Source organism: Microbacterium sp. Se5.02b (assembly GCF_019464375.1).
GTDB lineage: Bacteria > Actinomycetota > Actinomycetes > Actinomycetales > Microbacteriaceae > Microbacterium.
Genome location: NZ_CP080491.1, coordinates 95,315 through 117,692, shown reverse-complemented (window position 1 = coordinate 117,692; position 22,378 = coordinate 95,315). Strand labels below are relative to the sequence as shown.

The following is a 22,378-nucleotide window of genomic DNA, read 5'->3' as shown; positions in this document are numbered from 1 at the left end:
ATGACCGTGACCGAGACCGCCCTCGTGACCACGGCCGGTCGCGGTGGACGCCGTACCCCGCCGATCCCCGGCCGCAAGCGACGGTACACCGAAGACCAGGTGACGCTGCCCCGCGTGATCCTGCGCACCGTCGCCGGTTTCCTGGTGCTGGCGATCTTCGTCCTCCCGTACCTGATCATGTTCTTCGGCTCCGTGAAGACGAAGCCGCAGATCCGCTCTGTCGACCCGACGTACCTGCCGACGGAGTGGCACTGGGAGAACTACATCACGATGTGGTCGACTCCCGAGACGCCGCTGCCGTACAACCTGATCTCGACCATCGTGATCGCGGTGTTCGCGACGCTGCTCGTGCTGCTGGTGTCCCTGCCTGCCGCGTATTACACGGCCAGGTTCAAGTTCCCCGGGCGCATGGTGTTCCTGTTCCTCGTGATCATCACCCAGATGCTGCAGCCCGCCGTGCTGACCTCGGGCCTGTTCCGGCAGTTCACGGTGCTCGGGCTCGGCGACACCTGGATCGCGATGATCTTCATCAACGCCGCCTTCAACCTGTCGTTCGCGGTGTGGATCATGCACTCCTTCTTCGCCGGCATCCCGAAAGAGGTCGACGAGGCCGCGCAGATCGACGGGGCAGGACGCTTCACGGTCCTATTCAAGATCAACCTGCCGCTCGTGTGGCCCGGCATCGTCACGGCGATCGTGTTCACGTTCGTGGCCTGCTGGAACGAGTTCGCGGCCTCGCTCGTGATCCTGTCGACCGACAAGAATCAGCCGCTGTCGGTCGCGCTGACCAAGTTCGTCGGGCAGTACGAGACCAGCTGGCAGTACGTGTTCGGCGTCTCAATCGTGGCGATCCTCCCGGTGGTCATCCTGTTCATGCTCATCGAGAAGCGGCTCGTCGGAGGTCTGACTGCGGGCAGCGTGAAGTAACCTCCGCGCGCTCGGGAGGAGATCCGCGTTTCGGAGGACGGGTTCGGGGATCCGGCCCTCCGAAGCGCGGATCCCCTGCGAACTGCGATGCGGCCGCGGTCTAGCGGGATGCTGCGCGGAGCTGTTCCGGTTCCACCGCACGCCGAGCGCCGAGGTGAGGGCGGCCTGCGCGGCACCGGCGGCGAGCGACACCCGCGGGTCGGCGTATCGCACGGGGACCTGCACCGTGCCCCGAGACGGATACTCGGTCTCGCGGCGGACCCGGTCGAGGAAGCGCGGCCCGAGCTCGGTGGCCGGACCGCCGATCACGACCTCGGTGGGGTCGAGGAGAGCACTGATGAGCTTGACGGCTCTGGCGAGGGCGCGGGCGCCCTCATCGAGGTGCTCCTCATCGGCGGTGGCAGCGAGCGCCCGGATCTCGGGGGCGTCCATGGCGTCGGAGAACTCGTCGCCGAGCATCGCGCCCAGCGCCGCTGCCGACTCCAGGCATCCGCGCCGACCGCACCGGCAGGCACGCGCCTGCTCGCCGAAGACGACCTGCACGTGCCCGATCTCCCCCGCGCGGTCACGGGGTCCCGGGGCGAGCTCGCCGTCGAGCGTGACAGCGGCACCCACCCCTCCGCCGAGATGGATGAAGAGCCGGTATCCGGACGGGGACTCCTCCATGCCCGCTTCGGCGATGGCCTCGGCGTCGACGTCGTTGACGAGCAGCACCGGGGCGTCGAGCATCCTCTCGAAGCGGTCCGCGAGCGGCACGCCTTCCCACTTGAGCTGCACGCTCTCCAGCACGGACCGGCCATCCGTCGTGCCGGGAAGCTGGATGCCTGCGGCGAGCAGCCGCGTGCCGAACTCCGAGGCCACGGCGGACACCGCTTCGTCGAGCATGTGGTCGCGGGTCTCGGCGGTGTAGCTCAGTCGTCGCGCGTCGACCTCCGTCCCGTCGAGCGCCACGAGGGCGATCTGCGCGTGCAGGGGCTGGATCACGAGCACCAGGATCAGGTGGTGACTCGCGTCGACGCTCAGGGTGGTGGCGCGTTTGCCCCCGTGCTCGCCGCCTGCTCCCCTCGACGACCAGACGGTTCTCGATGAGCTCGGCCACGAGTGACGACGCGGTGGCGGCGGTCAGACCTGTGGCGCGCGCGATGCCGGCGCGCGTCTGCGTCCCCGGGTTCCGGAACACGAGCTGCAACGCCCGACGCAGGTTCGCACGCCGAACCGACGCCTGCGTATCGAGGCCGTCATCCGTGTTAAGCATGCGTTCCCGTTCCGAGGCTCGCCGATCGCGAGCTGTTGACAGATCGCGGCGCGATCCGTAGTCTCTCCCTAAGTTTATTCATTGAACTTAGTTGTTCGATGAAGCTCCAGCTCCGGACGGGCGAGTGCTGCACACACCGTCGCCCGTCCGGCACCTCTCAACGGCTCTCGGCCGCTTCGGTGTGGTGGCGGATGACCTCAGCCACCACGAAGTTGAACCACTTCTCCGCGAACTCGGGGTCCAGATGCGCCTCCTCAGCGAGCGCCCTCAGCCGAGCCACCTGCTGCTCCTCGCGGTTCGGGTCGGACGCCGGCATCTCGTGCTCCGCCTTCAGATGCCCGACCTGTTGAGTCGCGCGGAAGCGCTCCGCCAGCATGAAGATCAGTGCGGCGTCGATGTTGTCGATGGTGGCGCGAAGTCGGAGCAGTTCGGCCTTCGGGTCCTCGGCGGCGGTCATGCCCCTACTCTAGAGCCGCAGAACGCCCGGAATCAGACCCGGTGCACCGCTATCGTGAGCACATGAGCAACGAAGAGACGTCGGCCCCCGCGCCCCTCGACGACGACGCTGCGGAGTCAGGCACCACGGAGACGACCGGGACGACGTCGTCCACTCCCTCGACCGTGGCCGCCGCCGCCACGCACCAGGTCGAGACCGAGCCCGCGACACCGAGCCGCTCCTTCTGGACCCGCATCGACCGTCCCTTCGTGGTCGGCTTCCTCCTGACGCTCGGAGGTCTCGCTGCCATCGTCATCGGCCTCGCGATCTCGAGCCTGTCGACGGTCCTGATCTACATCGCCCTCGCCCTGTTCGGTGCGCTGGGGCTCGACCCCGCCGTGCGGTTTCTGGAGCGCCGCGGCCTCTCCCGCGCGATCGCCGTCGTCATCACGATCCTCGCTCTGATCGTGGTGTTCGCGCTCGTGCTGTGGATGGTCATCCCCATCGTCATCGACCAGATCACCAGCTTCGTGAAGTCGGTTCCCGGCATGATCCAGGACTTCACGCGAACCGACCTCTACGCGGCTCTGGACGATCAGTTCGGCGACCAGTTCCAGGACCTCGTCGGCGAGGTGCAGAAGTTCCTCTCGGACTTCGGCAACCTCGCCACGATCGGCGGCGGCGCCCTCGCCGTCGGCGCCTCGATCGCCACCGGCATCTCCGGCGCGATCGTCGTCCTCGTGCTCACCCTGTACTTCCTGGCGACCCTCCCCGCCATGAAGCAGGGCCTGCTCCGCCTGGCTCCTGCGCGCGACCGGGCTCGCGCCGCCGACATCTCCGAGCAGATCACCGACTCGGTGGGCGGCTACGTGATGGGGATGGTGATCCTGGCGTTCTGCAATGCGACCCTCGCGCTCATCCTGTACACGGTCCTCCGGCTGCCGTTCCCTCCCCTCATGGCGACCATCGCGTTCTGCGTGACCTTGATCCCCCTCGTCGGCTCCGTGCTGTTCTGGATCATCGGCACCGGGCTCGCGCTGTTCACAGACCCGATCGCGGCCCTCATCTTCGCGGCGATCTACCTGGTGTACATGCAGGTCGAGGCGTACGTCCTCACCCCGCGCGTGATGAACCGCGCCGTGGCGGTCCCCGGCTCCCTCGTGGTGATCGGCGCCCTCGCCGGCGGCACTCTGCTCGGCCTCCTCGGCGCGCTCGTGGCCGTGCCCGTCACGGCATCGATCCTCATCATCATCAAGCAGGTGCTCGTCCCGAAGCAGGACGCACGGGTCTGACGCCGCCGACACGATTCCCAGAGACGATGTGCCTGTCTGCCCCATAAATGGGCCGACCGTGAATCACTGGAGGTAATTCTCTTGTCACCGCCCTCCGTGAGCAGATTGATTCCTCTATCCGCCTTGCCAGGGACTCCAGTCCCCGTGCTCGAGGCGCACGACAGAACACCCCTCCGGCGTGCTGCGGGCATCCCTCATCATCCAGCGGAACTCGACGTATTCCCCGAGGCATCACCGGTCTGCCCTCGACGTCGCCTGCGACTATCGAGCAAGTAGCCGCCTCCTGCGAAGAGAACCCAACCGACGATGATCGTGACCGCGGTGGGGAGCGCGGGTGCGTCCGTTAGACCATCCCAGACGTACGGACTCACGAACGCGACGACGATCGACAAAACGAAACCGACCGCGAAGAACATGCGGGAGAGGCTAGCACTTCGATTGCACGCACGGACACTCGATGCGATATTCCGTTGAGTCTTCTTGACCACTCGACACCACCCATCTGAAGCCACTGGCGCCCCGAGGCGGTCCGGCTTCAAGCCCTATCTGGACTAGACGCAACGAACATTGGTGAAGTTGCCGTCGAGTGTGTAGTTGTATCGGATTGACTGATTATGGGCCGCGCACGTGAGCTGTTCCATCTGCGGCCCAATCGCCCCGCCCAAACTGCCGAGGAGGAGAGCGCCGAACGGCCCGAGAAGTAGCCCGAGGGATCCGAGCAGAAGAGTGCTCCCGCCCGTAAGGAACGACCGCTGGTCAGCCGGTGAGAATTGAATGTACTGCCCGTTGTAGTCCGAGCCGACGCTGAGCGCCGCCACCATCAGATCGGAAGCACCGGAGGGGATCGGCGGAGTCTCAATTACCGTCAGGATGGAACCACGACCGAACTCATAGTCTTTCTCCACTCCATTCCCTGTGAGCCGAACGTCGACCGGCGTCACCCGCTCGTCGAGCGCGAGGAGCGCACTGGCGAGGGCCTGTTCGTTGGTCACACTTGCCTTGGGCTCCGCCAGGGCCTCTGGCTCCGCTGCCGCCGCTGCTGCGCCTGTTGCGAAGATGCCGCTCACGCTGAGCGCTCCAATCGCCAAGCTCGTCGTTACCTTCTTGATTCCTAGTGTCATTCGAATGCCCATGATGTCTCTCTGTCTTTTTTCTAACTCCCGCCTACCTTGTTTATCTATTATTTTAGATCTTCGAATCTAGAATTTCTGTCCCCATTTTGGGGGACACTAAGAGAGGGTGGGCTTCCGCTTGCTGCGTCGCGGCTGAACGAACGACTTCGCACCGCTGACGCCGCACCAAGAAGCGCCCGGTCCCTTGAGGGGCCGGGCGCTTCTGTCGAGGTGACGACTCAGAGGTCGTTGTCAGCCAGCCACTGCGTCGCGATGTCGGACGCCGACTTCTGGTCGACCGTGCTCTGCACGTTCAGGGCGACGAGCTCCTCGGCGGTCAGCTTTGCGCTGATCGCGTTGATCACGTCAGCGACCCCGTCGGCCACGTCGTCCGAGACGATCGGCACCACGTTCGAGGCCAGGATGATGTTCTCCGGGTCTTCGAGCGCCACGATGTCCTGCGTCTGGAACGCCGGGTCGGCCGAGTAGATGTCGGCGACCTGGATCTTGCCGGCGAGCAGCGACTCCAGCGTCGTCGGGCCGGTGGCCGAGAACGCCAGATCGACGCCGTAGACCTCCTTGGCCGCGGCAGGACCGTACGGACGCTGCTCGAACTCCGGCGCGGCGCCGATGGTCACGGGGGTGGTGACCTTGGAGAGGTCGCCGATCGACGTGAGACCGTTCTCGTCGGCGAAGCTCTTCAGCACCGTGTAGGTGTCCTGATCCGAAGCGTCGGCGTAGTCGAGCGCGGTGAGACCGTCGGGCAGCGCGTCCTGAAGGGCGGCGTAGACGTCGTCGGGGCTCGTGGCGGTGGCGTCCTTGTCGAGGTACTCGAGCAGGTTGCCCGTGTACTCCGGGAACACGTCGATCGCGCCGGACTCGACATCGGGCATGTACGCGTCGCGCTGTCCGATGTTGAACTGGCGGTCGACGTCGAAGTCGGCCGCCTCGAGCGCCTGAGCGTAGATCTCGGCGATGATCTCGTTCGAGTAGTACGCCTGCGAGCCGATCACGATCGTCTCGCTCTCACCGGAGCCTGCGTCGTCGGTGGGCGCGTCGAGCGGGTTGCTGCTCGCGCAGCCGGCGAGGACGAGCGCCGCGACGAGCGAGACGCCGCCGGCGAGGGCGAGTCGTGACTTACGTGCTGTGAACATGGGACTTCCTCTTCTCTGGGACAACGGTATGGATGCTGTGAGTCGGTGTCAGGCGGGGGCCGCGGCCGTGGCCTTGATGGCGGTGCGCGATCGACGCTTGCGCGGTGCGGCGCGCACACCGGCGGGGACGGCAGCGTGCTGGAGAAGCGCGAAGATCAGGTCGACGGCCAGCGCGAGGACGGCGACGAGGATCGCTCCGCCCAGCACCTGATCGAACTTGCGCAAGGGGATGCCCTGGATGATCGGCTGGCCGAGTCCGCCGAGGTTGACCCATGCGGCGATCGTGACCGTGGCGATCACCTGGAGGAGAGCGGATCGGATACCACCGACGAGCAGCGGCAGACCGAGCGGCACCTCGACCTTCCAGAACACCTGCCATTCGGTCATCCCCATGGATCGCGCCGAGTCGAGCACGCGCCGATCGATGGCCTCGAAGCCGGTGTAGGCGCCGGCGAGGAGCGAGGGGATCGCGAGCAGGACGAAGGTGATGATCGCGGCTTCGGGGATGCGGAGCACGCCGAGCAGCAGCACCAGAAGCACCAGGAGTCCGAACGACGGAATCGCGCGCGCCGCACCGGAGATCGCGACGGCGACCTCGCGCCCGCGCCCGGTGTGGCCGATGAGCCAACCGATCGGAACGGCGATGACCGCGGCGATCAGCACCGAGATCAGCGTGTAGTACATGTGCTGGCCGAACAGGATCGGCAGCGCGTAGGTCCCCTCCCACCGGTCGGGGGAGAAGAGCCAGGCGAGGGCGTCGGCGAACACGTTCATGCGGCCGCCCCCATGCTCACAGCGCGACGAGCGGCCGACGGAGTCTTCGTCGCGCGCGTCCACGGCATCAGTGCGCGACCCAGCAGCAGGAGCAGCAGGTCGATCACCAGTGCGATCACGACGACCGCGACGACACCGGCGAACACCTCGGCGAGGATGCGGCGCTGCAGGCCGTTCTCGAACAGGTAGCCGAGGTTGGTGACGCCCACCAGGATGCCGACGGTGGCGAGCGAGATCGTGCTGACGGCAGCCACACGGAGCCCCGCGAGGACCACGGGGCCGGCGAGCGGGAAGTCGACCGTCCAGAACCTCCGGAATCCGCCGTACCCCATCGCGGTGGCGGACTGTCTGATCGCGGGGTCGACCGAGTCCAGGCCGTCGGAGACCGCGCGCACCAGGATCGCGATCGCATAGATCGTCAGCCCGATGATGAGGTTGATGGGGCTGCGAGCCGGATAGCCCGCGACAGACGGCAGGAGGATCAGCAGCGCGAGCGAGGGGATCGTGTAGAGCAGCCCGGTGAGGACGATGACGGGGCCTTTCACCAGCTGGTAGCGCCAGGCGAGCCATCCGAGCGGCAGGGACAACACGAAGCCGAGCACGATCGCGATCGCGCTCTGCTGCAGGTGGATCGCGGTCAGCTCGAAGATGAGGCCGAGATTGTCGACGACCCAGTTCACGGAGCGCCCTTCGTCGCGCTCTCCTCGCTCAGGAGCGCGTCGGTCACGGCATCCGGCACGTCGATGATCGAACCCTGCGTGCGGCCCTCGGAGTCGACCACCACGGTTCCTCGTGGCGTCTGCTTGAGGTGCAGCGCCCGCTTGCCGCGGTCGGCGCCGATGAACGCGGCCACGAAGTCGTCTGCCGGGTTCTCGATGATCTCGCTCGGGCTCCCCACCTGCACGATGCGCGCGCCCTTGTCGAGGATGACGACCTGGTCGCCGAGCAGGAAGGCCTCGTCGATGTCGTGCGTGACGAACACGACCGTCTTGTCGAGCTCGTGCTGGAGTCGGATGGTCTCCTGCTGCAGGTCGGCCCGGACGATGGGGTCCACCGCGCCGAAAGGCTCGTCCATGAGCAGGATGTTCGGGTCGGCGGCGAGCCCGCGGGCCACGCCCACGCGCTGCTGCTGACCTCCGGAGAGTTGGCTCGGGTAGCGCTCGGCGAGCGCCTGGTCGAGGCCGACCGTGTCGAGCAGTTCCCGCGCACGCTTGTGCGCCGCGGCCCTCTTCACACCGGTGAGCCGCAGCACGGTCGCCACGTTGTCGATGACCGTGAAGTGCGGCATGAGCCCGGAGTTCTGCATCACGTAGCCGATACGCCGACGCAAGGTCACCGGGTCGCCGTGCAGCACGCTCTCGCCGTCGATCTCGACGTCGCCGGAGGTCGGCTCGACCATGCGGTTGATCATCCGCAGCAGGGTGGTCTTGCCGCAGCCGGACGAACCGACGAAGACGGTGGTCTTGCGGGACGGCAGCACCAGGCTGAAGTCGTCGACGGCGAGCGCGCCGCCGGGGAACCGCTTCGTGACGTTGCGGAACTCGATCATGGGCTGTTCTCCAGTCGGTCGATCGATGCGAGGGCGGGCGAAGCTTGGCTCTTCAGATGACTACGGGCCGACCTCGACGCGCGGGTCGAAGGCCACGTACCCCGAGAAGTCCTTGCCCACGCGGTCGAAAGCCGAGGGATACGGGTGCGGATACGACCAGGCGTAGTCGGTGTGGAGCTCGCCCTCGGTCTGCACCGAGTAGTACTGAGCGGCGCCCTTCCACGGGCAGGTGTACGGGGTGGGGCTCTCCACGAGCACGCCGGGGGTGACGGATGCGGGTGGGAAGTACCAGTTCCCCTCGATGCGGGCGAGATCGCTCTCGTCGGCCTCGGCGATGACGGTTCCTGCGAGTACAGCCTTCATGGTCCTGCCTCCTCGGATGTGGGTTCGAGCGTATAAGACGGCGGCGACATCGGGCTGGCGGGTTGCGCGCGGGCCGTCAATATGAGAAACAATCCGGGATCTGTTCGGCCTGGTCCCGAAAACGGATTGCCCGCCGGCTCAGGCGGAGTCGCGACCGTAGCCCTCGAGGAGCCTCAGCCAGACCTCGCTCACGGTCGGGTACGACGGCACCGCGTGCCAGAGACGGGCGATGGGGACCTCCCCCACGATCGCGGTGGTCGCGGCGTGCACGAGCTCCGCCACCTCGGGACCGACGAACGTCGCGCCGACCACGACGTCGCGGTCGGTGTCGATCACGAGCCGCGCCTGACCTTCGAATCCGTCTTCGTACAGACTGGCGCCGGCCACCCAGCCCAGGTCGTAGTCGACGACCTTCACGGTCTTGCCCGCCTCGCGCGCCGCGGCCGCGGTGAGACCGACCGAGGCCACCTCGGGGATCGAGAACGTGACCTGCGGGACGGCGGAGGCATCGGCGGTCGCGACATGGCGCCCCCACGGAGCGTCATCGACGTCGTCGCCGTTCGCGCGCGCGACGATCACGTCGCCGGCGGCGCGGGCCTGGTACTTGCCCTGGTGCGTGAGCAGCACGCGCCCGTTGACGTCGCCGACCGCATACAGCCAGTCGGAGCCGGGCACCCGGAGCGTGTCGTCCACCTCGATCCATCGCCCGGGCTCGAGTCCCGCGATCTCCAGGCCGATGTCGCCGCTGCGCGGGGAGCGGCCGGTCGCGGCGAGCACCTCGGCGGCCGTGATCTCCGCGCCGTCGTCGAGCGTGATCGTGACGCCGTCGTCTCCGCGGCGGACGGCCGTCGTGCCGGTACCCGTGCGCACGTCGACGCCGAGCTCCTTCAGTCCTGCGGCCACGCGCTCGCCCGCGAACCGCTCCATGCCGCCGAGCAGGCCGCTGCGTGCGATCACGGTCACGTGCGAACCCAGGGCTGCATACGCGGTCGCCATCTCGACCGCGACCACGCCGCCGCCGATCACGGCGAGACTCTCCGGCAGCTCCTCTGCGCTGGTCGCCTCGCGGCTCGTCCATGGCGCGGCTTCGCGCAGACCGTCGATCGGCGGGATGACGGCATCCGATCCGGTGCTGACGGCGACCGCGTGACGCGCGCGCAGCACGCGCTCTGCGCCGTCGGCATCCGTCACGGTCACCTCGCGCTCGCCCGTGAGCCGGCCGTGCCCGCGGGCGAGGTCGATGCCGGCCGAGTCGAGCCACTTCACCTGTCCGTCGTCGGACCAGTTGCTGGTGAACGAATCACGGCGGTCGAAGACGGCGCGCACGTCGAGCTTCCCGGTCACCGCCTGCGACGCCCCGCCGACGTGCTGCGCGGCACGGAGCGCCTGCGCGGAGCGGAGCAGCGCCTTCGACGGCATGCACGCCCAATAGGAGCACTCACCGCCGACGAGCTCGCTCTCCACGATGATCGCGGTGAGTCCGCCCTGCACGGCGCGGTCGGCGACGTTCTCGCCGACGGGTCCTCCGCCCAACACGATCAGGTCGTATTCGTCGGTCTTGTCCGCAGCAGTCATGCGTCGCACCTCTCGTCGCCGGAACCGTCGCCGGGCTCCGTCGCCCAGTCTCGCTCAAGAGCAACACCGAGTCACGGGTGAGTTGTTCCCGTCGGCGTGGCGTGCGCGTCGGAGCGACCGGGTGCCGGGCCGATGGTGCCGATGGGACAGACGGGGTCGGCGGGTTCACTTGTCGGACCGGAGCGGAGCGAACGGCGTGGCGAGCGCGTCAGGCGGCGACGGGTTGCCGCACCGGACGGCTGTCGGCGAAGGCGCGCGGGTAGGCGCGACGCAGGGCGACGACGACGAGGGTGGCGGCGGTCACCTTGATCAGGTCTCCGGGGAGGAAGGCCAGGCTCGACAGCGCGGTGAGGTCGAGCGGGACGCCGGTGACGAGCGCCTGCACCGGGATGCCGAACGCGTACACGACGAGCACCCCGCCGACGAGGGCGGCCACGGCGGCACGCCACCAGGTGAAGCGCCCGGTACGCAGGATGAGTCCGATCACCACGACGCCGACGATCCAGCCGATCATGTAGCCAACGGTCGGTCCGACGAAGACGCCCAGGCCGCCGCGGCCACCGGCCAGGACGGGGAGTCCGACCGCGGCGAGCGCCAGCACGACGGCGATCGACCACGGTGCGACGCGCGGCCCGAGCACGAGGCCGGCGAGCATGACACCGAGTGTCTGCCCCGTGATCGGCACCCCGCCCGGAAGCGGGACCACGACCGTGCCGAGCACGATGATGAGGGCGGCGAACACGGCCACCCGGCCGAGAGTAGCGCTGGTGTCACGGGGGGAGTCGGTCATCGCCCATCCTTCCTGAACGGTGTTCACCTGAACATCGTTCATCAGAGTACGGATGCGGTGAGTCCAGCGCAAATCACGGCGTCGCTGTCAGTCGCGCCCGCGGGTTTCTTCGAAGCCGGACGCCGCGACACGGACACGGGGCGCGAGGACGGCGGCGGCGAGGGCGACGACGGCCGCCAGGGCGAACACACCGAGGAACGGATCGGCGGCGGCAAGCGCGGTGAACAGCGTCCCGGTGACCGCGAGGGCCAACGCGCTGCCGAACGAGTCGGCGACGGTCATGGCACCGCTGTTGAACCCCTGATCCTCCGCAGGAGACAGTGCGAGCGTGAGCGCGCTCGTGCGCGGACTCATCAGCCCCATTCCCGCCCCCGCGACCACCCACGCCGCAGCCGCCATCACGGCGCCCCAGCCGAAACCTGCGGTCGCGACCGTGAGCACGATGCCGACCAGCACCAGGACCGTGCCCACCTGCACCGCCGTCACGCTGGAGAGCCGAGCACCCATCCGCCCCTGGATGGTCGCGGCGGCCGACCAGGCGAGCGCGCCACCGGTGAGGGCGAGGCCCGCGAGCGTCGGCGAGTTCATAGCGGTCGGTGAGCAGGTACGGCAGGTAGACCTGCGCCCCGAAGAACGCGGCCGCCGTCACGCCGCGGACCAGGATCACGGAGGGAAGACCCCGACGCGCACGGAACGTCCCTCGCGGGACCAAGGGCCGCACGGCGATCAGCGCGACCACGATGGCGAGGAGGGCGAGCACCGGACCGACACCCGGGATGTCGCCGACCAGGTTCAATCCGAGCACGGCGACCGCCGCCAGCACCGACCACCCGAGTCGGCCGAACGCCCACGGCGTCGTCGCGTCACCGTCGTTCGCGAGGCCGCGGAGCGCGGGGATCACCATCAGCAACGCGACGAGCACGAGGATGACCACGCCGAGGAACACCCAGTGCCAGCTCCAAAGCTCGGTCACGGCTCCCGCGACCGTCGGACCGATCAGCGAAGGGATGACCCAGGCCGCAGCGAAGCCCGCGAAGATCGCCGGGTGGAGCTCCTGCGGGTAGACACGGGCGACAACGACGTACAGCGCCACCATGAGTCCGCCGCTGCCGAGGCCCTGAGCGAACCGTCCGGCCACCAGGACCTCCATGTTCGGCGCGAGACCGGCGATGAGCAGACCGACGATGAACAGGGCGACCGCGGTGTACAGCGGCGCGACAGGTCCTCGGCGGTCGGCCCAGTTCCCCGCGATCACCATGCCGATCACGCCGGTCGCCAGAGGTCCGGCGAATGCCAGAGCGTAGAGCCGCTCGCCGCCGAGGTCGGCGCTCACGGTCGGCATCACCGTGGTGACGGCCAGGGACTCGAATGCCCCGAGGAACACGAGGGCGCATGCGCCGATGGTGATCCAGAGGTAGTCGCTGCTCGTGATGCGCGGCGAGGCCGCACCCGGCGTCGACACCTGCTCGGTCTCCGAAGTCATGAAGACGACGCTAGAACCTCAAGTGAGGTTGAGGTCAAGCGCTGTTTCGGGCTGCGCTCAGCGCACGGGCAGGAAGTGGGTCGGCGTCGGGACCTGCGCCTCGTGACGGATGCCGAGGGGCGCGCCGGTGCGTTCATCGAGGTCGAGCAGCGTGATCGTGTCGGAGCGCTGCCCCGCGACGAGCATCTTGCCCTCGTGCACCAGGTGGTGACGCGGCCAGTCCACACCGGAGTCGGCGAGCGCCACGGATTCCAGGGCCTCCCCGCCGTCGCGCACGCGCAGTGCCGCGATCGTGTTGCTGCCGCGCAGGGCCGTGTAGAGGAACTGTCCGTCGCGTGTGCGGGCGAGCTCGGCGGGGAAGTCGGTGCCGACCTGGGCGATCGGGCTCGACAGGGTGGACGACACGACACTCCAGGTGCGATCCGCTGCCTCGGCGAGGGTGAACACCTCGCACGAGTACTCGGTGACCACGTGCAGGTGGCCGCTGGGGTGCAGCACCATGTGGCGCGGCCCGGTGCCGAGGGGGAGCACGACCTCGTGGTCGAGCACGAGCCCGCTGCCGCCCTGACGCCAGAAGCGCACGAGGTCGAACCCGAGGTCGGTCGTGGCGATGCGTCCATCGCGCAGGAACACCGCGGCGTGCGCGTGCGAGGCCCGTTCGCCACCCGCCGCATACGGGTCGATCGCGGCGATGCCGTCTCCCGGAGGAGTCGGCGCAGGGGCGTCGGGGTCCACGTCGTCACCGAACAGTGCCGCACGGAGGGCCGCCGCCGCATCCGGCTTCGCGGGCAGGATGCGGCCCTCTGCGTCGAGGTCGAACCGCACGACACGGCCGTCTCCGTAGCAGCTGGCCACGAGGGCGGAGCCGTTCGGGGCGACCGCGATGTGGCAGACGAACTGACCGACCGGGACCGGGGCACCCAGCGGTGCGAGCATCGACTCCCCCGTGCGGACGAACGCCTGCACGGCCGCGTCGCCCTCGAGGGCCGCGTAGACGATGTCGAGGGACGGATGCGGAGCCAACCACGACGGCGACGGCGCCTCGACAGCCGCGCCACGGTAGGCGAGCGTCGTGGCCTCGCGGCCCTCATCTCCCGCGAGCAGACCGATGCCGTCGGCCGAGCCGTCCATGCCGGGGCCGTAGCCGCCGAGCCAGAATCGCGTCATGGAATGCCGCGTCAGTCGAGCAGGTCGTGACGGACGATGACCTGGTCGCGCTCTGGCCCGACGCCGATCACCGAGATGCGCGTGTTGCTCATCTTCTCGAGCGCCAGCACGTAGTCCTGCGCGTTCTGCGGCAGATCTTCGAAGGTGCGCGCCACCGAGATGTCTTCGCTCCAGCCGGGGAAGTACTCCAGGATCGGCTTCGCGTGGTGGAAGTCGGTCTGGTTGACGGGCACCTCGTCGAACCGCTCACCGTCGACGTCGTAGGCGACGCACACCGGGATCTGCTCGAGGCCCGTGAGGATGTCGAGCTTCGTGAGCACGAGGTCGGTGATGCCGTTGATGCGTGTGGCGTAGCGCGTGATGGGCGCGTCGTACCAGCCCACCCGGCGCGGACGGCCGGTCGTGGTGCCGAACTCGAAGCCCTGCTTGCGAAGCCACTCGCCCTGCTCGTCGAAGAGCTCGGTCGGGAACGGACCGGAGCCGACGCGCGTCGTGTACGCCTTGACGATGCCGACGATGCGGTCCAGCGCGCCAGGACCGACGCCGGCGCCCGTCGATGCCCCGCCGGCGGTCGCCGACGAGGAGGAGGTCACGAAGGGGTAGGTGCCGTGGTCGATGTCGAGCATCGTGGCCTGGCCGCCCTCGAACACCACGACCTCGCCGCGATCCAGCGCCTGGGCGATCAGGTACCCCGTGTCGGCGACCATCGGCCGCAGCCGCTCGGCGTACGACAGCAGGTCTTCGACGACCTCGTCCGCCGTGATCGCGCGGCGGTTGAAGATCTTCACCAGCAGGTGGTTCTTCTGGTCGAGGGCGCCCTCGACCTTCTGGCGCAGGATGTTCTCGTCGAACAGGTCCTGCACGCGGATGCCGACGCGGTTGATCTTGTCGGCGTATGCCGGGCCGATGCCGCGACCGGTGGTGCCGATCATGCGCTTGCCGAGGAAGCGCTCGGTGACCTTGTCGAGCGTGCGGTGGTACTGCGTGATGATGTGGGCGTTGGCGCTCACCTTGAGCCGCGAGATGTCGATCCCCCGCGCCGCGAGCGCCTCGAGCTCGAAGAAGAGGACCTCGAGGTCGACCACGACACCGTTGCCGATCACGGGCGTCACGCCCGGGGAGAGGATGCCGGAGGGCAGCAGGTGCAGCGCATACTTCTCGTCGCCGACGACCACGGTGTGTCCGGCGTTGTTGCCGCCGTTGAACTTCACCACCCAGTCGGTGCGCTCACCGAGAAGATCGGTGGCCTTGCCCTTTCCTTCGTCGCCCCACTGCACGCCGACGATAACGATTCCTGGCATGGGTAACCCCCTGGCTTTCGCCGGGTTCGCACCGGCCGATGAGCTGGCCCTCTTCGGGCGGTCCCATCCTATCGAAGCTGGTCGCGCACACTTTTCGGGCATCCGGGGTCGTCATCGCCCATTCCATCCGTCGCGCAGAGCAACGTCCGTGCGCGCCTCGGCGGCGGCGCGAACGAAGCGGTCGATGCCCTCCGGATGCGCATCACCGACGTTCAGCAGCACATGGAATGGAATCGGCGCCTGGGCGTAGATCTCGGGGCTGTCTACGCCCTCGGACCAGGATTCACCGGCGGAGTGCAGGTGCGCAGGAACGCTTCGAGGTCGAGCGGGTCGTCGACCAGCACCTCCGTCGAGCGTCATCGATGCCCCTCGGCGGCGCGCTTCCGCGCGTTCGCCTCGATCTCCCGCATCCGCGCATAGTGCGCCTCGATACGCAGGGCCTGCGGCGATCCGGGAGCGGGATAGCGCAGAGACTCCGGCATGACCTCGGCTGCCTTTCCGCAACGCTCGTCGGTGGTGGGGTCGATCACTCCCCGGAAGGCGGCGGGGATCCAGGGGTCTCCGCTCAGCGCGCGCAGCTCATCCACCTCCGCCGGGTGCTTCGTCCAGCGATGCAGAGTCCCCAGTGAGGTGGCCGCCATACGTGTGGGGTCGAGATGCGGGGCGACGAGCTCGGCGTACTCCGGGCCGAACCAGGTCAGCCACTGCGGCTCGGTCGGCAATCCGCTCCACGGGTCGTCGCGCTTGACCGCCATGAAGCGCTGAGCCGTGGCGTATCGGCTCGTGTTCACCTCGGCGAAAGCGAAGAAGGAGCCGGTCCGCTCCGCGAGCGCGACGAAGAACGGTTCGATGGCGTCCAGCGCTTTGAGCTTCACGAGCCGATCGAACTCGAACTTCAGCCTGACCGACTGCGTTCGCTGGCGCAGGTCGTTCGTCCAACCGTCGATGGTGCCATGCTCGATCGGCTTGCCCGCGAGGATGAGGTCGCCGATGAAGCAGTCGTCGCGGTACATCGCATCGAACTTCGCGTCATCGTCGCGGGGGAACCGCCCCTGGAACGGTTCGTACGTGCCGAATCTCGACGGCACTCCCGGTGGGAAGAACTCACGAGCGGTGCGGAGGTAGATCTCGGCGAGATCCTTGTCGTTCACGTCATCGAGCAGACGGAACCAGCGCAGATGCAGGAAGCGGGGCCGCTCCGGCTCGGGTTCCGGCGCGGGGTCGGGCTCTGGCTCCGGCGCGGGCGGTTCGTCGTCCTGAGGGTCGATCACCGTACCGTCGACGCGCTCCGCCAGCCGGGCCGCGAACGCCGTCGCCGCCGCCAGGTTCGGACCGTCGACGCTGAAGGAGAACCCTCCGGCACCCGACTGCACGTCGTACGGCACATGGATGCTGTACAGCACCGTCGCATCCGCGACCTCGGTCCATCCCTCCGGAATATCCTCCGGCTCCAGCTGATCGGGGCCGTCGAGTTCGAACGCGATCGCGCGGCCCCGCTTGTGCATGATCGACGAGATCGTCTGCGACCTGCGATCCACCGTGGCCTTGAGGCCCCGCACCGACGAGACGACCTTCGCCAGTTCCCTCGCCGTCAGCGAGACCTTTCCGTACACCTCGAGGTCATACGACATCGACCACTCCCCCTCCGAATCGTCTGTCCTCATCCTGCCCGACGGAACCGACACGACCGCCGGCCCCTGAGCATGGTGTCCGAAAACGAGCGACGTGTGTCGGGTCGGCGGCTCGCCCGATGTCCGCGGCCCCTGTCAGGATCGAAGGATGGCAGAAGCCGCATCCGGCGATCCCGGGATCCGCACGAGCACCACCGACTCCACCAGCACCGGCGCGCCCAAAGGCAGGGGGCGCTCGTGCTCGTCGCCGCCCTGGTCACGGTGGTGCTGTGGGCCTCCGCGTTCATCGGCATCCGCGGCGCCGGCCCGCACTACGACCCCGGCGCTCTGGCACTGCTGCGCATGGCCGTCGGCACAGTCGTGCTGACGATCATCGCCGTGCGCCACGGCATCCGCATTCCGGAACGCCGCCACTGGCTGCTCATCGCGGTCTGGGGCGTCGGCTGGTTCTGCGTCTACAACCTCGCCCTGAACAGCGCGGAGCTCACGCTCGACGCCGGCACCGCGGCCATGGTCGTGAACCTCGCCCCGCTCATGGTCGTGGTCTTCAGCGGGCTGTTCCTGCGCGAGGGCTTCCCGAAGCCGCTCGTGATCGGTGCGCCCATCGCCTTCCTGGGTGTCGTGCTGATCGGCATGAACTCCTCCACGAGCGCCGGACCCGACATCACCGGCCTGCTGCTCGCGCTCCTCGCCGCCGTCATGTACGCCGGATGCACGCTCGTGCAGAAGCGGCTTCTCACCTCGGGCGTCGACCCGACCACTCTCACCTGGCTGGGTGCGGGTGTCGGCACCGTCGCCCTGCTGCCCTGGATCGGCAACCTCATAGGCGCGCTGCAGACGGCACCGCTGGATGCGACGCTGTGGGTCGTCTACCTCGGCATCTTCCCGACTGCGATCGCCTTCACGACCTGGGCCTACGTCTTGCAGCGCAGCACCGCGGGGCAGACCTCGGCGACCACGTACGTCGTCCCCGCAATCGCGATCCTGATGTCGTGGGCGATCCTCGGCGAGGTGCCGACCCCGCTGATGTTCCTGGGCGGCGCGCTCTGTCTGCTCGGTGTGCTCATCACCCGGCTGCGCTGGGGGCGCCGAACCTGACCCCACGGCCCGACGCGCCTGAGCTACAGCTCAACGTCCGGTGATGATGCCCCGCGCGATGCCGAGTTCGGCGAGCCTGCTCGCGGCCAACGTGCGCTTGAGCTCGAGCGACTCCCCGATCTCGGCGGCCAGTCGAGGGCGCGTGCGGATCAAGGTGTCGATCGTGGCCAGCGGCAGCACCACCACGGTGAGGATCTCGCCGGCCACGGTCACCGCCTGCGTGCGCTCCCGGGTGAGGGCGGTCTGCCCGATGAGATCGCCCTTCTCCGCACTCGCGAAGTCGACCCGTCCGTCATGGACGTCGAGCGCGAGCACCGCGCGACCGGACAGCACCACACGTACCTCGTCGGGCACCACGCCGCTGGGCAGCACGATCTCGCCGACGCCGTACCGTTCCAGTCTCGCCGCCGGGAGGATCTCCTCGAAGTCCTCTTCGCGCAGGTGCAGTGTCGGCGCGATCTCGTGCATGGCCTCGACCAGCCGCTGCGGCTCGGCCAGCGGGTCGGTGGAGTCGCCGTCGAGTGCGAAGCCGCGGCGGCGCGCGGCGTACCAGAGCCACGAGAGATACATCGAGAGCGCGCGCGATGCGTCTGCCGGACCCGCCACCGGTATCGACACCGCGTACGCGCCTGCGCCCGAGTAGTCGACACTCGCCCGTTCGCGTTGCAGCCGCATCGGGAGCGAGTCCGCCACCTCGATCAGGAGCGCGATGACCTCGTGCGGCGGGTCGTCGGTCGAGAACTTCACGGCTGTCTCAGCGGAGTACGGCCCCTCGGGTTCGCTCAAGTTCGTGAACGAGGCCCCGGACAGCGAGGAGTTCGGCACGATCTGGATGCCCGCCCCGGTGTCGATGTGCACAGCGCGCCAGTTCACCTCGACGACACGGCCCTTCACTCCGGCGGCATCGAGCCAGTCGCCGATCTTGAACGGTTGCTCGAACAACAGCAGCAGACCCGAGATCACCCCGCCCACCGCGTTCTGCAGAGCGAGGCCGATCACGATCGACCCGACGCCGAGCGCCGTGAAGAGCCCGCCGACGTCGGCGTCCCACACCCACGAGAACAACAGTGCGAGACCGACGCCCACCAGGACGAGCCGTCCGATCTCCACGAAGATCGAGGGGATGCGCTCTCGCCACGAACCCGGCTTCGCGTTGGCGAACAGCGCGACGTTGAAGGCGGAGAGCACGAGCAGGATCACCAGGAACCCGAACACCGTGGCCACGACGCGTGTCCACACCTGATCCGCGGGCGACTGGATCGCGAACACCAGGAGCGCGAACAGGGCCCCCACCGGGATCACCCAGTTGCGCAGCATCCGCAGCGGCTTCGCGACCGGGTTGCCCCGCCGGGTCAGCGCCCCGATCAGCTCGGTGAGCACGACGAGGAGGGCCGGGACGCCGACCGCGAGGCCGATGATCCACCACCCCCATCCGCCCGCGAACACGTCGCCCATGATCAGACCACCTTCCACACGGTCTCGGTCCTGCCCTGGGTCTCCACCGTCCCCGCCTCGACATACGTGACGAGTTCCTGGGTGCGGTCGCGCACGGTCTGACTGACGTAGATTCCTGGCTCACCGGTGACCGAGCGCACCCGGTAGGCGAGGTTCACGGCATCGCCCCAGAGGTCGTAGGCGAGGCTGGTCCGCGCGACGAGTCCGCTCGTGACCGTTCCGGTGTCGACGCCCGCGCGGAGCGAGATCTGCGTGCCGTGCTGGGCGTTGAAGCGCTCGAGGACGCCGAGAAGGTTGCGGGCGAAGTCGACCGCGCGACGGATGTTGTCGACCCTCGGCACGACCAGGCCCGACGAGGCGAGGTACCCACCGCGCAGGGTGCGCACCTTCTCCACGCCGGCTTTCTCGGCCGCCTCGTCGAACCCGCGCATCAGGGTGTTCAGGAGGCTGATCTCCTGCTCCGCACCCATCTCCCGCGCGAGGTCGTCGAAGCCGACCAGCTCGGCGAAGACGACCGACACGTTCTCATGCGCCTCGGTGATGGCCTCATCGCCCTGCTTGTACTTCGTCGCGACGCTCTCGGGCATCAGGGTGTGCAGCAGCTTCTCGTTCTCACGTTGCTGCTCCTCGATCAGGTCCTGCTTGATCCGCAGACTCGAGGCCATGTCGTTGAACGCGCTGCCGAGGTCGCCGAACTCGTCGCGAGAACCCTGCGGCACCTGCACGTCGAGGTCACCCTCGGCCACCCGGTGCACAGCGCCGACGAGGCGGTGGATCGGACGCGTGAACACCTGTGCGAGCAGGAGCGAGAGCAGGGAGACGCCGAGCAGGATGCCCAGCAGCGACAGCAGCACGTTGCGGGTGAAGACGTTGACGGGCTCGAATGCCTCGGCGGTGTCGATGCGCGCGATCACGACCCAGTCGAGGCCTTCGATCTCGAGCGGCGCATAGGCGGTGACGCTCTCTCCGCCGATGAAGTCCCTGCCGACGACGGTGCCGCTGCGTCCGGCCTGCGCCTCCTCGACCGCCTTGGTCGTCACGGGCTGCAGCAGCACGGTTCCCTTGATGGCCGCGATCCGGTCGACGATCGTCGGCGCCATGCCGCCGCTGATGAGCCGCTTCACGTAGTCGTCGGGGTCTTCCACGAGGCGGCGGGCCGTGCTGCGCATCAGGTCGTCTCGGCCGACGAGGTACACCTCACCCGTGTCGCCGAGGCCCTGAGCCTTCCAGCCCTCGTCGCCCGTCATCACGTCGTTGATCGTGTCGATGGAGATCTGGAACGCCATGGCCCCGGTGATGCCGCGGTCGTTGCCGACAGGGGACACGACCCACATTCCCGGCACGTTCAGCGAGGGGATCCAGCGGTCGAAGTCCGTGAGGACGACGGTGTTGACGGAGTTGGTCGCCATCGCCTCGGTGTAGGCCTTCGCGAGCGCGGAATCGCGATACGGACCCGTGAGGAGGTTGGTCCCGAGCTCGACGCCCTTGTACGCCGAGTAGGTGACGTCGCCGTCGGTGTTGAGCAGCAGGGCGTCTTCATACCCGGCTTCCTGCACCAGACGCGTGAAGTAGTCGCCGTAGCGCTCGGTCGCCACGGAGTAGGTCGTGCCGTCTCCGCTGTCGGTGAGCGCGAGCTGTGCGTCGTAGTCGGCGTCGAAGTCCTCGTTGCCCGTCACGAACTGCCGCTGCACATATTGCCCGGCTGTCGATTCGGGGATGAAGGCCGTGTCGCCGTATTCCTCGCCGGAGCGCTGCTCGAGTTCGGGGATGAACACGTCCTTGTAGTACGCCGCCAGCTCGGCGCGTCGGCTCTCGTCGAGCTCCACGTCGGCGAGGTCGGCGAAGCCCGCGTTCACGGCCGCCGACATGCTCTGCGCGCTGAGGTTGCGGCTGTTGAGCGAGGCGTCGCGTCGCACGCTCTCGATCGCCGTCGTGATCTCGGCTGCGCGCATAGAGCGGATGGTGATGAGCTGGTCCACCGCCGAGTCGTGCAGCGACTGCCGTCCGTTGATGAACCCGATGGCGCCGACGATCACCGACGAGACGAGGCTCACCGCCAGCAGCATGATCAGGAGCTTCGACTGGATGCTGAGACCCGCCCGGCCCCGCCAGCTCCTCCTCTTCGTCGTGTGCGCGCTGATCTGCTCTGTTCCGCTGTCGCTCATCTGCCCCTCCGCCATGCGCGTCCTGCGTGCTGGGACCGACGATAGCGATATACCGGTGCCGCGGTCTATGGCGGCGTGACGCTACAGTGTGCGTCGGAGGCGAAATGACGACCTGGTGGCCCTATGCACGACTCGCAGCATCCGTCCTCGCCGTCGCGGCCATCGTCGCGCAGCTGGTCAGGACCCTGGAGATCGCCCTCGTCGCGGAGACGGAGTGGGCAGGCCACCTGCCGACGGTCGTGGCGAACTTCTTCAGCTTCTTCACGATCGAGTCGAACGTGCTGGCAGCGGTGGCCCTCGCCATCGGCGGCATCTGGACGCTCACACACCGCGGCACGACGGCGGAACCACGATGGTTGGCGCTCCTCCTCGTCTGCGCCAGCACGTACATGATCGTCACGGGCATCGTCTACAACACCCTGCTGCGCGGCATCGAGCTGCCCCAGGGGTCGACGGTGGGCTGGTCGAACGAGGTGCTGCACGTCGTGATCCCGATCATCATGCTCGCCGACCTGCTGTTCGCTCCCCGCCGCCGCGCGCTCGGGTGGAGCGCCGTCGCGATCACGGCCGTCTTCCCGATCGTGTGGGTCGTGTACACGCTGATCCGGGCGAACCTCGTGATCGCCCCGTCGACCGGCAACACCTGGTGGTACCCCTACCCGTTCCTGGACCCGCGCCTGAACGGCGGCTACGGGGGCGTCGCCCTCTGGGTGCTTCTCATCGCAGCGATCATCGTCGCGACGGCGGCCTTCGTGGTCTGGGTCGGCCGTCGCCGGGGAGCCGTGGAGTCCGCGCCGACCTCGCCCCTCGAGCCCGCGAGCGAGCGGAGGGGCGAGGCACGCTGACGGCGG

19 protein-coding genes and 1 pseudogene are annotated in these 22,378 nt (G+C 68.2%); 4 read left to right on the top strand and 16 right to left on the bottom strand.

Features of this window, described 5'->3' with window-relative positions:
* Entirely contained in the window at positions 1–927 is a 927-nt protein-coding gene (locus tag K1X59_RS00580) for a carbohydrate ABC transporter permease (protein ID WP_183151465.1), read from the top strand.
* Here K1X59_RS00580 and K1X59_RS00575 read toward each other — a convergent pair.
* Complete coding sequence (locus K1X59_RS00575) at positions 838–1,911, bottom strand: ROK family protein (protein ID WP_258566986.1); 1,074 nt, start codon at positions 1,909–1,911, stop codon at positions 838–840. The genes K1X59_RS00580 and K1X59_RS00575 overlap by 90 nt on opposite strands.
* 428 nt (positions 1,912–2,339) lie before the next feature.
* Complete coding sequence (locus tag K1X59_RS00570; RefSeq protein ID WP_021200128.1) at positions 2,340–2,639, bottom strand: chorismate mutase; 300 nt, start codon at positions 2,637–2,639, stop codon at positions 2,340–2,342.
* 62 nt (positions 2,640–2,701) lie between these two features.
* Here K1X59_RS00570 and K1X59_RS00565 point away from each other — a divergent pair, with 62 nt between their 5' ends.
* On the top strand, positions 2,702–3,910 hold the full coding sequence (locus tag K1X59_RS00565; RefSeq protein WP_183151464.1) for an AI-2E family transporter: 1,209 nt from the start codon (positions 2,702–2,704) through the stop codon (positions 3,908–3,910).
* A 551-nt stretch (positions 3,911–4,461) separates the two neighbouring features.
* Here the strand turns inward: K1X59_RS00565 and K1X59_RS00560 are convergent.
* The 12 genes and pseudogenes from K1X59_RS00560 to K1X59_RS00505 all read right to left on the bottom strand — a co-directional run bounded on the left by K1X59_RS00560 (position 4,462) and on the right by K1X59_RS00505 (position 16,809).
* Complete coding sequence (locus tag K1X59_RS00560; protein WP_210274217.1) at positions 4,462–4,977, bottom strand: hypothetical protein; 516 nt, start codon at positions 4,975–4,977, stop codon at positions 4,462–4,464.
* Between the two features lie 284 nt (positions 4,978–5,261).
* Positions 5,262–6,176 (bottom strand): ABC transporter substrate-binding protein, encoded by a 915-nt coding sequence (locus K1X59_RS00555; RefSeq protein WP_183151462.1) that lies wholly within the window; start codon positions 6,174–6,176, stop codon positions 5,262–5,264.
* Between the two features lie 48 nt (positions 6,177–6,224).
* The gene (locus tag K1X59_RS00550) at positions 6,225–6,950 is read right to left on the bottom strand and encodes an ABC transporter permease (protein ID WP_183151461.1); all 726 of its coding nucleotides are present in this window, start codon (positions 6,948–6,950) and stop codon (positions 6,225–6,227) included.
* Complete coding sequence (locus tag K1X59_RS00545) at positions 6,947–7,630, bottom strand: ABC transporter permease (protein WP_183151460.1); 684 nt, start codon at positions 7,628–7,630, stop codon at positions 6,947–6,949. Before K1X59_RS00545 ends, K1X59_RS00550 begins: the two co-directional genes overlap by 4 nt.
* Positions 7,627–8,499, bottom strand: coding sequence for an ABC transporter ATP-binding protein (locus tag K1X59_RS00540; RefSeq protein ID WP_220173824.1), 873 nt, complete (start codon positions 8,497–8,499; stop codon positions 7,627–7,629). The genes K1X59_RS00545 and K1X59_RS00540 overlap by 4 nt, the downstream gene beginning before the upstream one ends.
* Before the next feature lie 60 nt (positions 8,500–8,559).
* Positions 8,560–8,862, bottom strand: a complete 303-nt coding sequence (locus K1X59_RS00535; protein ID WP_183151459.1) for a DUF427 domain-containing protein — start codon at positions 8,860–8,862, stop codon at positions 8,560–8,562.
* A 138-nt stretch (positions 8,863–9,000) separates the two neighbouring features.
* Positions 9,001–10,437 (bottom strand): NAD(P)/FAD-dependent oxidoreductase, encoded by a 1,437-nt coding sequence (locus tag K1X59_RS00530; protein WP_220173823.1) that lies wholly within the window; start codon positions 10,435–10,437, stop codon positions 9,001–9,003.
* A 208-nt stretch (positions 10,438–10,645) separates the two neighbouring features.
* A complete protein-coding gene (locus K1X59_RS00525; protein ID WP_183151458.1) occupies positions 10,646–11,227 on the bottom strand; it encodes a biotin transporter BioY in 582 nt (193 codons plus the stop codon).
* Positions 11,228–11,314: 87 nt separating this feature from the next.
* Positions 11,315–12,710: pseudogene (locus K1X59_RS00520) on the bottom strand (MFS transporter).
* Positions 12,711–12,767: 57 nt separating this feature from the next.
* On the bottom strand, positions 12,768–13,877 hold the full coding sequence (locus K1X59_RS00515) for a beta-propeller fold lactonase family protein (protein WP_220173822.1): 1,110 nt from the start codon (positions 13,875–13,877) through the stop codon (positions 12,768–12,770).
* Between the two features lie 11 nt (positions 13,878–13,888).
* Positions 13,889–15,178, bottom strand: a complete 1,290-nt coding sequence (locus tag K1X59_RS00510; RefSeq protein ID WP_220173821.1) for an adenylosuccinate synthase — start codon at positions 15,176–15,178, stop codon at positions 13,889–13,891.
* A 356-nt stretch (positions 15,179–15,534) separates the two neighbouring features.
* Entirely contained in the window at positions 15,535–16,809 is a 1,275-nt protein-coding gene (locus K1X59_RS00505) for a hypothetical protein (RefSeq protein WP_183151454.1), read from the bottom strand.
* A 237-nt stretch (positions 16,810–17,046) separates the two neighbouring features.
* Between K1X59_RS00505 and K1X59_RS00500 the strand changes: the two genes are divergently transcribed.
* The gene (locus tag K1X59_RS00500) at positions 17,047–17,907 is read left to right on the top strand and encodes a DMT family transporter (protein ID WP_258566985.1); all 861 of its coding nucleotides are present in this window, start codon (positions 17,047–17,049) and stop codon (positions 17,905–17,907) included.
* Positions 17,908–17,937: 30 nt separating this feature from the next.
* On the opposite strand, the gene K1X59_RS00495 is transcribed toward K1X59_RS00500, so the two are convergent.
* Complete coding sequence (locus K1X59_RS00495; protein ID WP_183151453.1) at positions 17,938–19,362, bottom strand: mechanosensitive ion channel domain-containing protein; 1,425 nt, start codon at positions 19,360–19,362, stop codon at positions 17,938–17,940.
* A gap of 2 nt (positions 19,363–19,364) precedes the next feature.
* Positions 19,365–21,527 carry an adenylate/guanylate cyclase domain-containing protein gene (locus K1X59_RS00490; RefSeq protein ID WP_183151452.1) on the bottom strand — a complete coding sequence of 721 codons (2,163 nt, stop codon included), beginning with the start codon at positions 21,525–21,527 and terminating at the stop codon, positions 19,365–19,367.
* 104 nt (positions 21,528–21,631) lie between these two features.
* Between K1X59_RS00490 and K1X59_RS00485 the strand changes: the two genes are divergently transcribed.
* On the top strand, positions 21,632–22,372 hold the full coding sequence (locus K1X59_RS00485) for a Pr6Pr family membrane protein (protein ID WP_183151451.1): 741 nt from the start codon (positions 21,632–21,634) through the stop codon (positions 22,370–22,372).
* The last annotated feature ends 6 nt before the right edge of the window (positions 22,373–22,378 follow it).